Raw genomic sequence first — 17,473 nt, forward strand, 5'->3', positions numbered from 1 at the left:
CGGCGGGAAAAGGGAGTGGAACATGGCGTATCACCGAGGCGTGGACAGGCTCCCACTGTAGGAGCCGGGCCGTGACCCCGACCTGACGCCAGGATTACTTTTCCGTAATGTGGGGCGCGCCCGGCAGCAACAGGCCGATCTCGGTGCCGCCGCGGTCGCTGCGCGCCTGCACCTCGCCGCCATGCATGCGGGCGATGGCGCGCACGATGGCCAGGCCCAGCCCGTGGCCTTCGCCGCGCGGCGTGTGGCTGGCGCTGCCGCGGAAGAAGCGGTCGAAGATGCGCGGCAGGTCGGCCGCCGGGATCGGTGCGCCGGGGTTGCGCACCGACAGCCGCACGCGCCCATCGGGCGCCGGCGCGCAGGCGATCACCAGCTCGCCGCCGCGCGGGGTCGCCCGCATCGCGTTGGCCACCAGGTTCGCCAGCGCCCGCCGCAGCAGGTTGGCGTTGGCGCTGACCGTGGCCGCGCCCTCGATGCGCAGGTGCACGCCCTCGTCTTCGAGCGCGGCCTCGTAGAACTCCGCGACGCGGCGCGCCTCCTGGTCGAGCCGCACCGGCGCCAGGTCGGCGGCGCGTTCGCCGCCATCGGCGCGCGCCAGGAACAGCATGTCGTTCACGAGCGACTTCAGGCTCTCCAGCTCTTCGAGGTTGGAGGCCAGCGTCTCGCGCAGCTCGTGCGCCGGCCGGTCGGAGGCCAGGATCACCTCGGTGCCGTTGATCAGCGTGGCGAGCGGCGTGCGCAGCTCGTGCGCCACGTCGGCGTTGAAGCCTTCCATCTGCTGGTAGGCGGCCTGCACGCGCTCGAGCGTGCGATTGAAGGCGGCCACCAGCCCGGCCAGCTCGCGGTCGATGCCGGCCACGGGCAGGCGCTCGTCGAGATGCTCGGGCCGGATGGCGGCGGCGATGCCGGACAGGCGCCGCATCGGGGCCAGCGTGCGCCGCACGGCCCAGGCCGCCAGCAGCACCGTGGCGCCCACCCACAGCGCGCAGATCAACGCGACCACCGAGCCGTAGGCCACCAGGAACTGCCCGCTCGCGCGCGTGCTGACCGCGACGGTGAGACGCGGCCCCGCGGGGTCGTCCGCCTGCAGCGGCACCTGCACGCCGCGCAGGGTCTGGCCGTCGGCGGTCTCGGCCTGCACGCGGTCCTCGCCCAGCGGGCTCAGGCGCGGCAGCGGGCCGCCGTACAGCGATTCGCCGCCGGCGCTGATCCAGATCATCAGGTTGCCGTGGCCGGTGCGCATGCTGTCGAGCGTGGCGTCCAGGCTGTGCAGGTCGTGCGTGCCGGGTGCCATGCCGGCCAGGTGCACGATCAGCTCGGCCTTGCCGCGTGCCTCGGTGACCTCCTGGCGCTGCACCTCGCGGTCGAGCGCCCACAGCAGCGTGACGCCCGCGGCGGCCGCCAGCACCAGCGCGATCGCGCCCAGCAGCAGGATCAGGCGCGCCTGCATGGACGGCGCGCGCGGCGGCCTCATGCGCGCAGCTCCAGCACGTAGCCCATGCCGCGCACCGTGTGCAGCAGGCGCTGTGCAAAGGGATCGTCGAGCTTGCCGCGCAGGCGCCGCACCGCCACCTCGATCACGTTGGTGTCGCTGTCGAAGTTCATGTCCCAGACCTGTTCGGCCAGCGTGGCGCGCGACAGCACCTGCCCCTGGCGGCGCAGCAGCAGCGCGAGCAGCGCGAATTCCTTGGCGGTGAGATCGAGGCGCTGGCCGGCGCGCTGGGCCTTGCGGCTGATCAGGTCGAGCTCCAGGTCGGCCAGCCGCAGCACGGGCGCCTCCTGGTTGCGGCCGCGCCGCGCCAGCGCGTGGATGCGCGCCAGCAGCTCGGAGAAGGCGAAGGGCTTGACCAGGTAATCGTCGGCGCCGCCCTCGAGGCCGCGCACGCGGTCTTCGACCTTGTCGCGCGCGGTCAGCATCAGCACCGGCGTGTCGCCGCGGCGCGCCCGCAGCCCGGCCAGCACGCCGAAGCCGTCGATGCCGGGCAGGTTCACGTCGAGGACCACGAGGTCGTAGTCGCCCTCGATGGCGAGATGGCGACCGTCGACACCGTCGCGGGCCAGGTCGACGACGTGGCTCTGTTCGGTGAGGCCTTTGTGCAGGTATTCGGCGAGCTTGGGCTCGTCTTCGATCACGAGGATGCGCATGCGGCGAGGGAAGAGAGGGGCGGTTGCCGCATTATGCCGCCAGTGCGGCCCCACGCCATTGCGCCCCGCCGGGCGCTCAGTCCACCAGCTCCGCGCCCGCCACGCGGTCGGCGGGGAAGTGCAGCGAGAAGAGGCTGCCGCGGCCGGGCTCGCTTTCGATCAGCAGCTCGGCGTCGTGACGCATGGCGATGTGCTTGGTGATCGCCAGGCCCAGGCCGGTCCCGCCCACGGCGCGCGAACGGCCGCGGTCGACCCGGTAGAAGCGCTCGGTCAGGCGCGGGATGTGGCGCGCCGGGATGCCGATGCCGGTGTCCTGCACGCTGTAGCTGGCGCCGCCATCGGGCGTGGCGGCCCAGCGCACGGTGATGGTGCCGCCGTCGGGCGTGTAGCGCACGGCGTTGGTGAGCAGGTTGGAGAAGGCCGAGGCCAGCTCCGAGGCATTGCCGAGCACGTCGAGCGACTCGTCGATGTGCCAGTGAAAGGTGTGGCGGCCGCCCGAAAGCGCCTCGACCTGCTGGCGCGCGGTCTGCAGCAGCGAGGCCGAGCTGACCGCCACCGGATCGGAGCCGGGCGAGGACTCGAGCGTGGACAGGGTCAGCAGGTCTTCGACGATGGCCTGCATGCGCTGCGCCTGCTCCAGCATCATGCTCAGGTATTGCTCGCGCTGCTCGTCGCCGATCACTTCGGCCGGCATGTCCCGCAGCGTCTCGAGAAAGCCGGCCAGCACGGTCAGGGGCGTGCGCAGCTCGTGCGAGACGTTGGCCACGAAGTCGCGCCGGGTGGTCTCGAGCCGCTCGATCTGGGTCACGTCGCGCGAGATCAGCAGGCGCTGGTTGCTGGCGTAGCCGGCCAGCTGCATCATCATCACGCGCTCCTGGCCGTTGAGCGTGAGCCGCACCAGCAGCGGCTCGGGCCATTCGCCGCGATGGGCGTAGGCCACGAACTCGGGCGCGCGCAGCAGGTTCAGCAGATTGTGGCCGCGATCGGCCGGCAGGCGCAGGCCCAGATGGCGCCGCGCCATGCGGTTGCCCCAGTCGATCTGGAAATCCTCATTGAGCGTAACCACGCCATCGGGCAGGGCCTGCGCGGCGGCCAGCATGCTCTGCATGGTGTCGCGCATCTCCTGGATCTCGCGGCTGCGCCGGCGCGTGTAGCGGTAGAGCGGCGCGAGGATGTCGTCCCAGGGGCCGACCGAGGCGGGCGGCGCGCCGTCGGGATCGTGGGCCCACTGCGACACCTTCTGCAGGCGCCAGCTGCGCCACAGCAGCATGCAGAGCAGCGCCACGCTGAACACGACCCAGCCCGCGGGCGAGCCGATGGCCCAATGCGCGAGCAGGGCCACGATGGCCCAGAATGCGGCCAGTATGAGAGTGCGAAGCCAGATCATCGTGGCGGATTTTTACCGCGTGGCGACCTGTGCCGTAAACCGGTAGCCGCTGCCGCGCACGGTTTCGACGTGCGCGTCGTGGCCGCTGGGCTCCAGCGCCTTGCGCAGGCGGCGGATGTGCACGTCGACGGTTCGTTCTTCGACGAACACGTGGTCGCCCCAGACCTGGTCGAGCAGCTGCGAGCGCGAGAACACGCGCTCGGGATGCGTCATGAAGAAGTGCAGCAGGCGGAATTCGGTCGGGCCGATCTGCAGCTGCTGGGTGTTGCCCGCCAGGCGGTGCGTGACCGGATCCAGGCGCAGGCCGGCGACGTCGATGATGTCGTCGGTGAGCTGCGGCGCGCGGCGGCGCAGCACCGCCTTGATCCGCGCCATCAGCTCCTTCGGCGAGAAGGGCTTGGTGATGTAGTCGTCGGCGCCGGCCTCGAGGCCGTCGACCTTGTCCTGCTCCGCGCCCTTGGCGGTGAGCATGATGACGGGCACGCTGCGGGTGCGCTCTTCGTCGCGCAGCTTGCGCGCCAGCGAGAGGCCCGACATGCCCGGCAGCATCCAGTCCAGCAGGATGAGATCGGGCAGTTCGGCGCGGATCAGCGTCTGGGCCTGCTCGGCATCGAACGCGCGCAGGACCTTGTGGCCGGCGAACGAAAGATTGACGGCGATCAGTTCCTGGATGGCGGGTTCGTCTTCGACGACAAGTATGGTGCTGGACATGGTGTTACACATCAGTCAGGCGCAGGCGCTGCGCGAACATTGCGATAGTATGGCCGCAATATTTCAGGTATGTGACGAATGCTTCATGTCACGGACAGCCAGCGCCCGCGCGCGCCGCGGCGCAACGCCGACAGGCCCGCGCCCTGGTGGCCGGACGCAATCTCCGTGTCAGGAATCGGGCGCCGATCGGCTACCATTGGGCCATACCAAGAGATTCGACTATGCAAACCCCCAATTCCTCTCCCGAATCCGGCGCCGCCGGTCAGTCCACCCACTTCGGTTTCCAGTCCGTGCCGGAGGCTGACAAGGCACGCAAGGTGGCCGAAGTCTTCCATTCGGTGGCCGCCAAGTATGACGTCATGAACGACCTCATGTCGGCGGGCCTGCATCGCATCTGGAAGGCCTTCACCATCAGCCGCGCGGCGATCCGCCCCGGCATGAAGGTGCTCGACATCGCGGGCGGCACGGGCGACCTGGCGCGCGCGTTCGCCAAGCGCGCCGGCCCCACGGGCGAGGTCTGGCTCACCGACATCAACGATTCGATGCTGCGCGTGGGCCGCGACCGGCTCACCGACGGCGGCATGATCCTGCCCGTGTCGGTCTGCGATGCCGAGAAGCTGCCGTTCCCCGACGGCTACTTCGACCGCGTCAGCGTGGCCTTCGGCCTGCGCAACATGACCCACAAGGATCGCGCCCTGGCCGAGATGGCCCGCGTGCTGAAGCCGGGCGGCAAGCTCCTGGTCCTGGAATTCTCGCGCGTGGCCAAGCCGCTCGCGCCCGCCTACGACTGGTACTCCTTCAACGTGCTGCCCTGGCTGGGCAAGAAGGTCGCCAACGACGAGGCGAGCTACCGCTACCTGGCCGAATCGATCCGCATGCATCCCGACCAGGACACCCTGGCCGACATGATGCGGGTGGCCGGCCTGGATCGCGTCCAGTATTTCAACCTGACCGCCGGCGTCGCCGCCCTGCACGAAGGCGTCAAGCTGGGCTGAACCCCCTTTTGGGGAACTTGTGACGGACGGTCTTGTCCGTTATGCTTAGGTTGTTCAGTCTTCTGTAAGAAATAGTCAGGTTGCGGTGAAACCGGCGCGATCCGCGCGGCGACCCCTCAGTGCTGCTCATCCACTACAGAGTCACCCCTGTGTGATCCGGCCCCTGAGCCGGACGCGCCGCGCTCCTGCGGGGGAGCGCCCATGCTTGTATACGAGGAGCATATTGCGATGTCCCGAATCGGTTTTTCCCGGGGTCTTTCCCGAACCCTCGCCGCGGCCCTGATCGCCGTGTCGGGTGCGGTGCTGGTCACGGCGTCTTTCGACGCCGAAGCCCGCCGCGCCGGCGGCGGCAGCAGCGCTGGCCGCCAGTCGAGCAACGTCACCACCCAACGCCAGGCCACCACGCCGCCGGCCACGCCGGGCGCGGGCACCACCGCGGGCGGCACCGCCGCCACGGCCGGTACCGCCGCCGCGGGCACCGCCGCTGCAGGCGCGGCCGCCAAGAGCGGCGCTTCGCGCTGGCTCGGCCCCATCGCCGGCATCGCCGCCGGCCTGGGCATCGCCGCCCTGCTGTCGCACCTGGGTCTGTCGGGCGCCTTCGCCGAGTTCCTCGGCAGCGCGCTGCTGATCGCCCTGGTCGTGTTCGCGGTGCTGTTCATCGTGCGTCGTCTGCGTGGCGCCGCGCCGCGCCAGGCCATGCAGGGTGCCTACGGCAACAACGCCGGCAACGGCAATGGCAACAACGCCCAGCCCACGTGGCGCGAGTCGCTCAAGCCGGCCCAGCCGGCCGCGCAGGCGCCCATCGCCGCCACGGCTGCTGCCCCGGTTGCCGCTGCCGCCGCACCGGCCGCCGCGCTGCCGAAGGCCGGCGAGGATGGCAACTGGTTCATTCCGGGTGACTTCGACACGCCGCGCTTCCTGCAACAGGCCAAGGACCAGTTCGTCCGCATCCAGGCGATCTGGGACAGCGGCAACGTCGAAAGCCTGCGCGACCTCCTGACCGACGACCTGATCGCCGAACTGAAGCCGCAGCTCGAAGCCCGCAGCGGCACCAACAAGACCGACGTCGTGCTGCTCAACGCCGAGCTGCTGGGCATCGAAACCGTCTCCGACGGCCACCTGGCCAGCGTGCGCTTCTCGGGCATGCTGCGCGAGGAAGTCGGTGCCGAGGCCTTCCGCTTCGAAGAGGTCTGGAACCTGTTCAAGCCGGCCAATGGCGGCTGGCTGCTCGCCGGCATCCAGCAGATCCCGGTCGAATACGCGAGCTGATCGCGCAGACGGCGTCCGGCCCGTGGCCGGATGCCGTCGAAGCTTTACCCCTGAACCGGTCTTGTGGCTCACGCCCTGGGCCGGTTCGCTCATTGGCGGGAGGCGCGGCCAGCGCGCCGTATTAAACCGGTAAACTGCCAAGGTTCATACCGGATGCCTCCCAGGCCGCGCCCGCGGCCGCACACTCCCCGATGCTGCCTTTGCCCGCGCCTCTTTCCGTCCTGCCCCCGCCATCGCGACTCGTCGTGCGCCTGCTCAATGCGCTGCTCGCGCGCGAGCCCTGGGCGCGCGAACGCCTGCAGCGCCACGCCGGCAAGACCGTGCGTTTCGCGCTCGGCGGCTTCGCCCTGTCGCTCACGATCGCCAGCGACGGGCAGGTCGACGTGGCCGATGCGGCGGTCGTGGCCGACGTCACGCTCTCGGGCGTGCCCGAACGCATGAGCCTGGCGCGCCTGCTGCCGGGCGGCGCGAAGCCCGACTTCGCCGAGCTCACCCACATCTCGGGCGACGCGGCGCTGGCGCAGGTGGTGGCGGACCTGGCGCGCGACCTGCGCTGGGACGTCGAGGACGAACTGGCGCAACGCCTCGGCGACGTGCCCGCGGCGCGCCTGCTCGGCGGCACCCGTGCCGTCACCGGCTTCGCGCGCAACGCGGCGCTGCGCCTGGCACAGAACATCTCCGAATATCTGGCCGAAGAGCGCGGCGTGGTGGCCGGCCGGCCGGCCCTGGCGCAATGGCGCCTCGACATGGACCAGCTCGGCCAGGACACCGACGCGCTGGCGCGCCGCCTGAGCGCGCTCGACGCGCGCTTGGCCCGCCAGGGCAGCGCAAGGGGCGCACGATGATGACCTTCCTGCGACTGCTGCGCATCATCTTCGTCTCGCTGCGCTATGGCCTCGACGAGCTGGTGCTCTCGAGCCTGAACCACCCGCTGGCCACGCTGCTGCTGCGCGTGATCCGCCTGGGCACGCGGCCGCGCACGCCGCGCGGCGTGCGGCTGCGCCGCGCGCTCGAATCGCTCGGCCCCATCTTCGTGAAGTTCGGCCAGGTGCTCTCGACCCGGCGCGACCTGATCCCCGCCGACATCGCCAACGAGCTGGCGCTGCTGCAGGACCGCGTGCCGCCGTTCCCGTCGGCCCAGGCCGCCGCCTGCATCGAGGCCGCGCTGGGCGCGCCGCCGCAGCAGCTGTTCGCGCAGTTCGACACCGATCCGATCGCCTCCGCCTCGATCGCGCAGGTGCACTTCGCCGTGCTGCACGACGGCCGCGAGGTGGCGGTCAAGGTGCTGCGCCCGGGCATGCTGGCCGTGATCGAGCAGGACATGTCGCTGCTGCGCATCGTGGCGCGCATCATCGAGCGCCTGGGCGACGACGGCCGCCGCCTCAAGCCGCGCGAGGTCGTGGCGGAGTTCGACAAGTACCTGCACGACGAGCTCGACCTGGTGCGCGAGGCCTCCAACTGCAGCCAGCTGCGACGCAACTTCGGCCCGGAATCCAACCGCGGCGAGATCCTGATCGTGCCCGAGGTGATCTGGGAATACACCGCCAGCACGGTGTTCACCATGGAGCGCATGTACGGCATCCCGGTGGGCCAGATCGACCGCCTGCGCGCCGCCGGCATCGACATCCCGACGCTGGCGCGCAGCGGCGTCGAGATCTTCTTCACCCAGGTGTTCACCGACGGCTTCTTCCATGCCGACATGCACCCGGGCAACATCTATGTGTCCGACAATCCCGAGACGCTGGGCCGCTACATCGCGCTCGATTTCGGCATCGTCGGTTCGCTGTCGGAATTCGACAAAAACTACCTGGCGCAGAACTTCCTCGCCTTCTTCCACCGCGACTACCGCCGCGTGGCGCAGTTGCACATCGAGTCGGGCTGGGTGCCGCCCGACACGCGCGAGGAAGAGCTGGAGGGCGCCGTGCGCGCGGTGTGCGAGCCGTATTTCGACCGGCCACTGGCCGAGATCTCGCTGGGCCAGGTGCTGCTGCGCCTGTTCCAGACCTCGCGCCGCTTCAACGTCGAGATCCAGCCGCAGCTCGTGCTGCTGCAGAAGACCTTGCTCAACGTCGAGGGTCTGGGGCGGCAGCTCGACCCCAACCTCGATCTCTGGAAGACCGCCAAACCGTATCTCGAACGCTGGATGCGCCAGCGCATGGGATTCGACGGTCTGAAAAAGGCCATGTCCAAGGAAGCGGTGCAGTGGGCCCAGATGTTGCCCGCCATGCCGCGCCTCGTGCATGACTACCTCAGCCGCCCCGTGGTTGCGCCGCAACTGCTGGACGAACTGGGCAAATTGCGGCGCGCGCAGGAACACAGTAATCGCGTCCTGATCGCGCTCACCGCCGTCGTCGCGCTGGGCATCGTGGTGGCATTCTGGGCACTGACGCGCTGAGCGCCGGTGTCATGGGATCGTCACTGAAATGTCATCACAGCTTCTCGCGCAACGGCGATAAATCACTCCTATAAGGTGTACCGGCGCCCGGCCGCAAGGCCTGGCGCACGCAGCATCCCTTTCGACCCAAACAAGCCCCTCAAGCGGGAATATTCAAGGGCTAATCATGCTTTATCCTGAACTCTTCAAGACCATGGAAGCGGTACGCTGGAATATGGCGACCGACATTCCCTGGGGCGACTTCGACCGCAGCAAGCTGACGGAAGAACAAGCCCACACCATCAAGATGAACGCCATCACGGAGTGGGCCGCCTTGCCGGCCACCGAGATGTTCCTGCGCGACAATCGCGGCGACAGCGATTTCTGCGCGTTCATGTCGGTGTGGTTCTTCGAGGAGCAGAAGCACTCGCTCGTGCTGATGGAATACCTGCGCCGCTTCCGCCCCGACCTCATGCCCACCGAAGAAGAGCTGCACAAGGTGCGCTTCGAATTCGACCGCGCGCCCGAGCTCGAGACGCTGATGCTGCACTTCTGCGGCGAGATCCGCCTGAACCACTGGTATCGCTGCGCCGCCGACTGGCACACCGAGCCGGTCATCAAGGCCATCTACAAGACCGTGGCGCAAGACGAAGCACGCCATGCCGGTGCCTATCTGCAATACATGCGGCGCGCGCTGCACGACCGCGGCGACGCGGTCAGCGGCGATGCCCGCCATGCCTTCTCCAAGATCGGCGTGCTGATGGCCTCGGCCAGCCGCAGCGCGCAGGCCATGCACCCGACCAATCTGCACGTCAACAAGGACCTGTTCCCGAACGACACCGTGCAGTCGCGCCTGCCCGAGCCGGGCTGGCTCGAGCGCTGGCTCGACACCCAGATCCGCTTCGACGGCGTCTGGGAGCAGAAGGTCGCCACCCGCATCCTGCACATCCTGTCCAAGCTCCTCGACAGCAACTTCGCGTCGGTCAAGGATCTCAACCGCTACCGCAAGGAAGTCGCCGCGCGCCTGCGCCCGGCCACGCCCGAGGGATCGGTGCTGGTCGGCGTCTGAGGCCCGCGGGCCGCGCGAGCGGCGTCATGGCGCAGCGTACAATCGCGCCATGACGACCGCCCGCTTCGAATCCAAGATCCATTCCCGAGCCGACCTCGTGGCCGCCGTGGCCGAGGGCCGCCTGCCGCGTCCGCTGGTGTTCACCAACGGGGTGTTCGACATCCTGCATCGCGGCCACGTGACCTACCTCGACGCGGCCGCGCAACTGGGCGCCACGCTGGTGGTGGCCGTGAACACGGATGCGTCGGTGCGGCGGCTGGGCAAGGGCCCGGAGCGGCCGCTCAACGGCGAGGCCGATCGGGCCGCCATGCTGGCCGCGCTGGCCTGCGTCGGCGCCGTCACCACGTTCGACGAGGACACGCCGATCGAGCTGATCGCCGAACTGCGTCCGGACATCATCGTGAAGGGCGGCGACTACGACATGGAGAAGCTGCCCGAGACCGCGCTGGTCAAGACCTGGGGCGGCCGGGCCGAGGCGATTCCGTTCGAGTTCCAGCGCTCCACCACCACGCTGGTGCGCAAGATCCAGGCCGGCTGAGGCCGGTCAGCGCGGCAGCCGCAGCAGGCGGTTGACCGCTTCCAGGTCGTTTTCGGTGAGGATGCCGCTCACGGCCTTCAGGCGCAGCCCGTCGAGCAGCGTGTTGTAGCGTGCCAGCGCCAGGTCGCGCTGGGTCGCGTAGAGCTGCTGCTGCGCATTCAGCACGTCGAGATTGATGCGCACGCCGATCTCGTAGCCGGTCTGGTTGGCCTCCAGCGACGCCCGGCTGGAGCGCTCGCCGGCCTCCAGGGCGCGCACCCGCGCCAGCCCCGTCATCACCCCGTTGAAGTACTGCCGCGACGAGGCCACGGCCTGGCGCCGCGCCGCCTCGAAGTCGTGGCGTGCCTTTTGTTCGAGCTGGACGCGTTCGGTTACCTGGGAGGAGATACCGCCGCCGGCGTAAAGCGGGATGGACAGGGTCACGCCCACGGCGCTGTCGATCGGGCGGCCCGGGCCGGAGCGCTGCAGGGTGCCGTCGGTGGTGCTGCCGCTCGACGCGTAGAGGTTGAGCGAGGGATAGTGGCCGCTCTTGGCGATCTCGGTGTTGCGGGCCGCGAGGCGGCTCTGCAGTTGCGCGCGCAACACCTCGAGGCCGGCCGCTTCCGCCTGGGTCGACCAGTCGGACAGGCGTGCCGGCTGCGGCGCCGGCAGCGCCACGCCGTGCGGCAGCTCTGCCAGCGCGCCGGGCGGGCTGCCCATGATCTTGGTGAGGTCCTCGCGCAGCGTCATCACTTCGTTCTGCAGCCGCAGCTCTTCGGCGGTGAGCAGGTCGAAGCGCGCCTGCGCCTCGTAGGTGTCGGTGATGGTGGCGTTGCCGAGCTCGAAGCCGCGCTTGGCCGCGGCCAGTTGCTCGGCCACGGCGGCCTTCTCGGCCTCGGTGGCGGTGAGGGTCTCCTGGGCCGCGAGAATGCCGAAATAGGTGGCCGCGACCCGCAGGATCAGGTCCTGGAAGGCCTGCTGCAGGCGCACCTCGGCGTCGGCCACCACTAGCTTGGAGGCCTCGAAGCGCTGCCAGCGGTTCCAGTCGAACAAGGGTTGGGTGAGGACGAGGTCCCAGGTGCCGCGCCCGCCGCCATGGTCATACGACCAGTTGCGCGTGCTGCGGGTCTCGCGATAGGCGCCGCCGGTCTCGGCGGTGACGTAGGGCAGCAGGTCGGCCCGCGCCTGGGGGACTTTCTCGGCATCGGCGCGATATTCGGCGCGCGCCGCCGCGTAGAGCGGATCGCGCGACAGCGCGTCGCGCCAGACCTGCATCAGGTCTTGCGCATGGCCCGCCACGCCGGCCGTTGCGGCGCAGAACCCGAAAAGTACTGCTGCAACGTGCCGGGCGCGCATCGCGTCAGAACTTGAAGTGCGATACGGTGGCGCCGCGCAGCGGCTTGATCACGGTTTCGAACAGCTGGACGGTTTCGAAGCTCGCCGCCGTCGTGCGGGTGATGCGACAGGCGGTCATGACGGGGGCTTCGCCCACGATGACGACCAGGCGGCCGCCCACGCGCAGCTGGTACTTGAGCGCGTCGGGCACGGTGGGCACCGAGCCGGTGACCAGGATCGCGTCGTATTCGGTGGAGCCCCAGCCGTTGCGGCCGTCGCCGGTCTCTACCTTGACGTCGGTGACGTTGTTCAGCTGCAGATTGGTCTGCGCGAAGGCGACCAGGCGCGGATCGATCTCGACGGTGGTGACCTGCTGCGCCAGGTGCGCCAGCAGCGCGGCCTGGTAGCCCGAGCCGGTGCCGATCTCGAGCACGCAGTCGGTGGGCTGCAGCTGCAGCTCCTGGGCCAGGCGCGCCTCGAGCTTGGGCGTCAGCATGGTCTGGCGGGTGTCGACCGCGTTGATCTGCAGCGGGATCTCGAGATCGGAGAACGCCAGCGAGCGCAGGGCGGGCGGCACGAACGACTCGCGGCGCACGGTGAACAGCGCGTCGAGGACACGCGTATCCAGGACGTCCCAGGGGCGGATCTGCTGTTCCACCATATTGAAACGGGCTTGTTCTACGTCGGGCAGGGTCGAAGCGTTCATGACGGCAAAAGAGAAACGGTCTAAGGGAATTTGCGCCCCATTGTACCGGCTCCCACCTGTCATGGGCGGGGGCCGGCCGCGGGGCGGCCTGGTTTACCGGCGGGCCGCTACCACCAGGCGTGGAAATGGTGGACGGGGCCGTGGCCCTCGCCGACGTCCAGCCGCTCGGCGTGGCGGATGGCCTCGGTGAGATAGGCCTTGGCGCGGCGCGCCGCCTCGGGCACGTCGTCGAGCTGCGGCAGCAGCGCCGCCAGGGCCGCCGACAGCGTGCAGCCGGTGCCGTGGGTATTGGCGGTTTCGATGCGGCGGCCGGGCAGCTCGATCATGCGATCGCCGTCGTGCAGCAGGTCGATGGTCTCGTCGCCGGGCAGGTGGCCGCCCTTGACCATGACCCAGCGGTGGCCGGAGTAGGCCATCTTGTTGCGCAGGCGCTCGGCCACGCGCCGCATTTCCTTGAGGGTCTCGACGGGCCGCTCTTCGAGCAGCACGCCGGCCTCGGGCAGATTGGGCGTGAGCAGCGTGGCCTGCGGCAGCAGCGATTCGCGCATCGCGCCGACCGCGCTGCGTTCGAGCAGCAGGTCGCCGCTCTTGGCCACCATCACGGGGTCGAGCACGACGTGGGCGGGCGTCCAGCGCGCCAGCTTCTCGGCCACCACGCGGATCACGGGCTCCTGGCCCACCATGCCGATCTTCACGGCATCGATGCGCACGTCGGCGAACAGCGTGTCGATCTGCTCGCCCACGAAGGCCGGGGGCACCGGCGAGATGCCGGACACGCCGCGGGTGTTCTGTGCGGTGAGGGCCGCGATCACGGCGCAGCCATAGGCGCCGAGCGCGCTCATGGCCTTGACGTCGGCGAGGACGCCGGCGCCGCCGGAGGGATCGACGCCCGCGATGCTCAGGGCGTTGGGAATACGACGCGGGGCAGTCATTTCTTGGCGGCGATCATGCCTTCGGTGGGCGAGCTGGGCGCGCCGCTGTAGAGCTTGCGCGGCATGCGGCCGGCGCGGAACGCCTCGCGGCCCGATTCCACGGCCTTTTTCATGGCGCTGGCCATCAGCACCGGATCCTGGGCGCCCGCGATGGCGGTGTTCATCAGCACGGCGTCGCAGCCGAGCTCCATCGCGATGGTGGCGTCGGAGGCGGTGCCCACGCCGGCATCGACCACCACCGGCAGCTTGGTCTGGTCGATGATCAGGCGCAGGTTCCAGGGGTTGAGTATGCCCATGCCGGAGCCGATCAGGGAGGCCAGCGGCATGATGGCGACCACGCCCATGTCTTCGAGCATGCGGGCCTGGATCGGATCGTCGGTGCAATAGACCATGACCTTGAAGCCGTCGTCGATCAGGGTCTTGGCGGCCTTGAGCGTCTCGGGCATGTTGGGGAACAGCGTGTGCGGGTCGCCCAGCACCTCGAGCTTGACCAGGTCGTGGCCGTCGAGCAGCTCGCGCGCCAGGCGCAGCGTGCGCACCGCGTCGTCGGCGGTGTAGCAGCCGGCGGTGTTGGGCAGCAGCGTGAACTTCGACGGCGGCACGTAGTCGAGCAGGCTGGGCTCGCCCGGGTTCTGGCCGATGTTGGTGCGGCGGATCGCCACGGTGACGATCTCGCAGCCCGAGGCGTCGAGCGCGGCGCGGGTCTGTTCGAAATCCTGGTACTTGCCGGTGCCGACCAACAGGCGCGACGAATACTCGCGGCCGGCGATGGTGAGAGTGTCTTGAGTGCTCATGGCGATGCAGGTAGGGTCGGCGCGGGCGGGGCCCACGCGCGTGAATGAGGCTTGCAGGCCTCCATCATAAAGCACCGGGGGGCGCGAGGCCGGGGCCGACCGGGTTGCGGACAGGGGTTTGGGCGCCGTGGCGCCCTCAGGAACGGGCCCGGTCCAGCATCTCGCACAGCGCGGCGGTGGCGTCGACCAGGCGCGGCCCGGGGCGGTAGAGGGCGTCGGCGTCCAGGGCATAGACGTGGCCGGCCAGCGCCGCCGGCAGGCGCGATTCGCGCCAGCGCCGTTGCAGGGATTCGGCCTCGGCGGCCGACTGCACGCCCGCGATCACGGCGTCGGGCCGGGCCGCCAGCACGCTCTCGAGCGACACCTGCGGCGCCACGACGGGCGCCGGGCCGAACACGTTGACGCCGCCACACAGCTTCAGCGCATCGCTCACGATGCTGCTGTCGTTGAGCGTGTAGAGCGGATCGGTGCCGGCCTGCACGAAGACGCGCACCGGCGCCTTGCCGGCGTAGGCGCCGCGCAACGCGGCCAGGCGCGCGCGCAGGCGCCCCGCCTCGGCGTCGGCCTGCGCCGAGGTGCCGAACAGGCGGCCGTAGCGTTCGATCGCCAGCGGGATGTCGTCGAGGCGGACGGGGTCGGAATAGAACACCGCCGCACCCAGCTTGCCGGCCACCTGCGTCAGCCCGCCGGCCGTGGCCGGCTGCCACGCCAGGATCAGGTCGGGACGCAGCTGCGCCACGCGCTCGGGGTCGGGCTGCAGGGCGTCGCCGATGCTGGGCAGGGCGCGCGCCGCCGCGGGGTGGTCGCTCGCGCGCACCGTGCCGACCAGGTAGGGGCCGGCGCCGGCGGCGTAGGCCAGCTCGGTGGCGTGCGGGGTGAGGGTGATGGCGCGCCGGGCGGGGCCGGGCAGGTCGACCGTGCGGCCGAGGTCGTCCTGCACCCGGATGGGCGCGGGGGGCGGTTCGGCCGGGGCCAGTGCCGGCGCCAGGGCCAGCAGCAGCCCCAGCGCGGCGCGCCGGGTGGCGCGGGCGGGTTTCATCAGGATGCTCGAGTCTTGCCGATATCGTCGGCGTGCAGACGCCGACTATATCGGAAGCCGGGCATCAGTAGCGCAGCGTCAGCGTGGCGTAGAAGTTGCGGCCGGGCGCGGGGTAGAGGTTGTAGTTGGCCTCCGGGCCGAGCGGCACGAACGCCGGGTTCGAGCCGCGGATGCCGTAGGTGGCGTACTTGCGGTCGAAGATGTTGTTCATGCCCACCGCCGCCTCGATGTTGCGGGTGAACTTGTAGGCCACCTTGGTGTTGAACAGCCAGTAGGGCTGCAACTGCTTGTCGAACTCGTTGGCCTGGTCGTTGTCCATGCGCGACTTGCCCACGTACTGCGCCGTCACGTTCCACAGGAACGCGTCGGTGGGGCGCCAGGTCACGCCGGCGTTGGCCAGCCACTTGGGCGCCAGCGGCACGGTCTTGCCGGCCAGGTCCACGCCGAAGTACGTGCCCGAACGGAACTGGGCCTGCATCCAGGTCACGTTGGCGTCGAGCGACAGCGTGCTCGTGAGCGCGTGGTGGCCCTCGAGCTCCACGCCCTGGCGGCGCGTCGGATCGAGGTTGATGTTGGAACCCGAGCCCGGCCCGAAGGCGCCGTCGGCCAGCGGGTTGTACATGATCTCGTTGGTCAGGTCATAGCGGAAGTACGACAGGCGCGCGCTGCTGCGCTCGGCCTGCCAGGTCACGCCGATTTCCTTGTCGGTGGAGGTCTGCGGCGCCAGCGGGCTCTGCACCGACAGCAGTTCGTCGGCGTTGGCCAGGCGGAAGCTGCGGCCGACCTTGCCATACACGCCGAAGCCGGCGGGCAGGTCCTGGCGCACGCCCAGCTGCCAGGCGGTCAGGTGGTTGCCGCGGTCGGATTCGGTGCCGGGCGTGCCCTGCAGCACTTCCAGGTCGTCGGAAGCGTATTGGCGGCGCACGCCGAGCGTCACGGTGGTGCTGTCGGTGGCGCGCACCTGGCCTTCGGCGAAGACGCCGTATTGATGCTGGCGCGACTGCCACTTGTTGGGCTCGAAGGCCCAGTAGTCGTCCTGCGTCGCGGTGGTGCGGGCCTCGAGCGCGTCGGCGCCCACCACGATGCTGTGGCCGCCTTCGAAGGGCTGGCGGAAACGCACGCTGAAGCTGTTTTCCTGCAGCTTCTGGTCGCGCAGGGTGTCGCCGAAGCCGTCGTTCGACAGGCCGTCGAGCTTCTTCTCGCGGCTGGAGGCGTCGGCGTAGAGCGTGCCGCTGCCGATGTTCTGCTCGAGCTGGGCGCCAAACGTGGTCGATTGCGTCTTGACGTTGTCGATGTAATTCTTCGCGCCGCGGCGGTCGTCTTCGATCTGGTCCGTGCCGGTGGCCAGGTTGAACGCGCGCGGACCGGGCAGGTCGAGGCGTTGCGTGGTCGTGTTGGCGAACAGGCGGATCGAGCCGTTGTCGTGGCGGAAGGTGATGCCGGCGCCGCCGCCCTCGCGGCGCTCGCCGCTGTGGTCGCGGTAGCCGTCGGTGTGCAGCGACTGCATGTAGAAGTCGACGCCGACCTTCTCGTTGTTGAACGCGGCCGCCGCGTCGTATTGGTGCAGGCCATAGCTGCCGAGCGTGGCCGAGGCGCGCGCGGTGACGGGCTGCTTGCTGAAATCCTTGCGCGTGATGATGTTGATTACGCCGCCGGTGGCGCCGCCGCCGTACTGCACCGAGCCGCTGCCGCGCACGATTTCCACGCGCTCGACTTGGTCGAGCGGCACGACGCCGAGGTTGGGCGCCGACAGATCGTTGGGATTCTGCTTGATGCCGTCGATCATGATCAGCGTGTTGCTGGCGCCGGTGATGCCGAAGCCGCGCAGGTCCACGATCGCGTTGTCGTTCGAGCCGCTGGTGTTGAGCAGGTGGATGCCCGACTGGGTCGACAGCAGGTCCTGCATCGTGCGCGCGCTGCTGGCGGCGATGTCTGCGGCGGTGATCACCGAGATCGACACGGGCAGATTGCGGCCGTCGGTGGGCACGCGCTGCGCGGTGACCGTGACGGTGTCGAGTTCGGAGGCGGTGGAGCTGGCTTGCTGGGCGGCCGCAAGGGCGGGAGCGGAGCAGAGCAGGGCGCCGGCGTAGCGCCGGATGGAGCGGGATTTCATCTGCAGAACCTCGATGTGACCCGCGACCCCGCAGGCCAAGCACGATGGAAGAAGGCCGGCCCGCGGCGGGCGCGGGCGATGCGGCAT

At 69.7% G+C, this 17,473-nt stretch carries 16 protein-coding genes; 6 read left to right on the forward strand and 10 right to left on the reverse strand.

The window, feature by feature from the left end; genetic code table 11:
• Positions 1 to 94: 94 nt before the first annotated feature.
• The 4 genes from CEG14_RS02620 to phoB form a co-directional block, all read right to left on the reverse strand.
• On the reverse strand, positions 95 to 1,474 hold the full coding sequence (locus CEG14_RS02620) for a heavy metal sensor histidine kinase (RefSeq protein ID WP_094824786.1): 1,380 nt from the start codon (positions 1,472 to 1,474) through the stop codon (positions 95 to 97).
• The gene (locus CEG14_RS02625) at positions 1,471 to 2,145 is read right to left on the reverse strand and encodes a heavy metal response regulator transcription factor (protein ID WP_094824787.1); all 675 of its coding nucleotides are present in this window, start codon (positions 2,143 to 2,145) and stop codon (positions 1,471 to 1,473) included. Before CEG14_RS02625 ends, CEG14_RS02620 begins: the two co-directional genes overlap by 4 nt.
• Before the next feature lie 76 nt (positions 2,146 to 2,221).
• Complete coding sequence (gene phoR / locus CEG14_RS02630) at positions 2,222 to 3,532, reverse strand: phosphate regulon sensor histidine kinase PhoR (protein ID WP_094824788.1); 1,311 nt, start codon at positions 3,530 to 3,532, stop codon at positions 2,222 to 2,224.
• Positions 3,533 to 3,544: 12 nt separating this feature from the next.
• A complete protein-coding gene (gene phoB, locus CEG14_RS02635) occupies positions 3,545 to 4,243 on the reverse strand; it encodes a phosphate regulon transcriptional regulator PhoB (protein ID WP_094824789.1) in 699 nt (232 codons plus the stop codon).
• Positions 4,244 to 4,464: 221 nt separating this feature from the next.
• On the opposite strand from phoB, the gene ubiE reads away from it, so the two are divergent.
• The 6 genes from ubiE (at position 4,465) to rfaE2 (ending at position 10,488) form a co-directional block, all read left to right on the forward strand.
• Positions 4,465 to 5,238, forward strand: a complete 774-nt coding sequence (ubiE, locus tag CEG14_RS02640) for a bifunctional demethylmenaquinone methyltransferase/2-methoxy-6-polyprenyl-1,4-benzoquinol methylase UbiE (RefSeq protein ID WP_094824790.1) — start codon at positions 4,465 to 4,467, stop codon at positions 5,236 to 5,238.
• A gap of 228 nt (positions 5,239 to 5,466) precedes the next feature.
• On the forward strand, positions 5,467 to 6,507 hold the full coding sequence (locus tag CEG14_RS02645) for a Tim44 domain-containing protein (protein ID WP_094824791.1): 1,041 nt from the start codon (positions 5,467 to 5,469) through the stop codon (positions 6,505 to 6,507).
• 191 nt (positions 6,508 to 6,698) lie between these two features.
• Positions 6,699 to 7,352 carry a ubiquinone biosynthesis accessory factor UbiJ gene (locus tag CEG14_RS02650; protein WP_094824792.1) on the forward strand — a complete coding sequence of 218 codons (654 nt, stop codon included), beginning with the start codon at positions 6,699 to 6,701 and terminating at the stop codon, positions 7,350 to 7,352.
• Positions 7,349 to 8,902 (forward strand): ubiquinone biosynthesis regulatory protein kinase UbiB, encoded by a 1,554-nt coding sequence (ubiB, locus tag CEG14_RS02655; RefSeq protein WP_094824793.1) that lies wholly within the window; start codon positions 7,349 to 7,351, stop codon positions 8,900 to 8,902. Before CEG14_RS02650 ends, ubiB begins: the two co-directional genes overlap by 4 nt.
• A 166-nt stretch (positions 8,903 to 9,068) precedes the next feature.
• Positions 9,069 to 9,950 carry a ferritin gene (locus CEG14_RS02660; RefSeq protein ID WP_094824794.1) on the forward strand — a complete coding sequence of 294 codons (882 nt, stop codon included), beginning with the start codon at positions 9,069 to 9,071 and terminating at the stop codon, positions 9,948 to 9,950.
• Between the two features lie 49 nt (positions 9,951 to 9,999).
• Positions 10,000 to 10,488 (forward strand): D-glycero-beta-D-manno-heptose 1-phosphate adenylyltransferase, encoded by a 489-nt coding sequence (rfaE2, locus tag CEG14_RS02665; protein ID WP_094824795.1) that lies wholly within the window; start codon positions 10,000 to 10,002, stop codon positions 10,486 to 10,488.
• 6 nt (positions 10,489 to 10,494) lie between these two features.
• Here the strand turns inward: rfaE2 and CEG14_RS02670 are convergent, their stop codons facing one another.
• The 6 genes from CEG14_RS02670 to CEG14_RS02695 all read right to left on the reverse strand — a co-directional run bounded on the left by CEG14_RS02670 (position 10,495) and on the right by CEG14_RS02695 (position 17,386).
• Positions 10,495 to 11,823: a TolC family outer membrane protein gene (locus CEG14_RS02670; protein WP_094824796.1), complete on the reverse strand. Its 1,329-nt coding sequence runs from the start codon at positions 11,821 to 11,823 to the stop codon at positions 10,495 to 10,497.
• 4 nt (positions 11,824 to 11,827) lie between these two features.
• Positions 11,828 to 12,508 carry a protein-L-isoaspartate O-methyltransferase family protein gene (locus tag CEG14_RS02675; protein ID WP_094824797.1) on the reverse strand — a complete coding sequence of 227 codons (681 nt, stop codon included), beginning with the start codon at positions 12,506 to 12,508 and terminating at the stop codon, positions 11,828 to 11,830.
• A gap of 107 nt (positions 12,509 to 12,615) precedes the next feature.
• Positions 12,616 to 13,440, reverse strand: coding sequence for a bifunctional hydroxymethylpyrimidine kinase/phosphomethylpyrimidine kinase (gene thiD, locus CEG14_RS02680; protein WP_094824798.1), 825 nt, complete (start codon positions 13,438 to 13,440; stop codon positions 12,616 to 12,618).
• The gene (locus CEG14_RS02685) at positions 13,437 to 14,234 is read right to left on the reverse strand and encodes a thiazole synthase (RefSeq protein WP_094824799.1); all 798 of its coding nucleotides are present in this window, start codon (positions 14,232 to 14,234) and stop codon (positions 13,437 to 13,439) included. Before CEG14_RS02685 ends, thiD begins: the two co-directional genes overlap by 4 nt.
• Before the next feature lie 136 nt (positions 14,235 to 14,370).
• Positions 14,371 to 15,273 (reverse strand): cobalamin-binding protein, encoded by a 903-nt coding sequence (locus CEG14_RS02690; RefSeq protein WP_094824800.1) that lies wholly within the window; start codon positions 15,271 to 15,273, stop codon positions 14,371 to 14,373.
• A gap of 64 nt (positions 15,274 to 15,337) precedes the next feature.
• The gene (locus CEG14_RS02695) at positions 15,338 to 17,386 is read right to left on the reverse strand and encodes a TonB-dependent receptor (protein WP_094824801.1); all 2,049 of its coding nucleotides are present in this window, start codon (positions 17,384 to 17,386) and stop codon (positions 15,338 to 15,340) included.
• Positions 17,387 to 17,473: the final 87 nt, after the last annotated feature.

This window comes from Bordetella genomosp. 1 (assembly GCF_002261335.1).
GTDB lineage: Bacteria > Pseudomonadota > Gammaproteobacteria > Burkholderiales > Burkholderiaceae_B > Bordetella.

Coding starts and splice junctions, on each gene's coding strand:
- CEG14_RS02620 (WP_094824786.1), bottom strand. CDS start 1,474: ATGAGGCCGCCGCGCGCGCCGTCCATGCAGGCGCGCCTGATCCTGCTG.
- CEG14_RS02625 (WP_094824787.1), bottom strand. CDS start 2,145: ATGCGCATCCTCGTGATCGAAGACGAGCCCAAGCTCGCCGAATACCTG.
- phoR (WP_094824788.1), bottom strand. CDS start 3,532: ATGATCTGGCTTCGCACTCTCATACTGGCCGCATTCTGGGCCATCGTG.
- phoB (WP_094824789.1), bottom strand. CDS start 4,243: ATGTCCAGCACCATACTTGTCGTCGAAGACGAACCCGCCATCCAGGAA.
- ubiE (WP_094824790.1), top strand. CDS start 4,465: ATGCAAACCCCCAATTCCTCTCCCGAATCCGGCGCCGCCGGTCAGTCC.
- CEG14_RS02645 (WP_094824791.1), top strand. CDS start 5,467: ATGTCCCGAATCGGTTTTTCCCGGGGTCTTTCCCGAACCCTCGCCGCG.
- CEG14_RS02650 (WP_094824792.1), top strand. CDS start 6,699: ATGCTGCCTTTGCCCGCGCCTCTTTCCGTCCTGCCCCCGCCATCGCGA.
- ubiB (WP_094824793.1), top strand. CDS start 7,349: ATGATGACCTTCCTGCGACTGCTGCGCATCATCTTCGTCTCGCTGCGC.
- CEG14_RS02660 (WP_094824794.1), top strand. CDS start 9,069: ATGCTTTATCCTGAACTCTTCAAGACCATGGAAGCGGTACGCTGGAAT.
- rfaE2 (WP_094824795.1), top strand. CDS start 10,000: ATGACGACCGCCCGCTTCGAATCCAAGATCCATTCCCGAGCCGACCTC.
- CEG14_RS02670 (WP_094824796.1), bottom strand. CDS start 11,823: ATGCGCGCCCGGCACGTTGCAGCAGTACTTTTCGGGTTCTGCGCCGCA.
- CEG14_RS02675 (WP_094824797.1), bottom strand. CDS start 12,508: ATGAACGCTTCGACCCTGCCCGACGTAGAACAAGCCCGTTTCAATATG.
- thiD (WP_094824798.1), bottom strand. CDS start 13,440: ATGACTGCCCCGCGTCGTATTCCCAACGCCCTGAGCATCGCGGGCGTC.
- CEG14_RS02685 (WP_094824799.1), bottom strand. CDS start 14,234: ATGAGCACTCAAGACACTCTCACCATCGCCGGCCGCGAGTATTCGTCG.
- CEG14_RS02690 (WP_094824800.1), bottom strand. CDS start 15,273: ATGAAACCCGCCCGCGCCACCCGGCGCGCCGCGCTGGGGCTGCTGCTG.
- CEG14_RS02695 (WP_094824801.1), bottom strand. CDS start 17,386: ATGAAATCCCGCTCCATCCGGCGCTACGCCGGCGCCCTGCTCTGCTCC.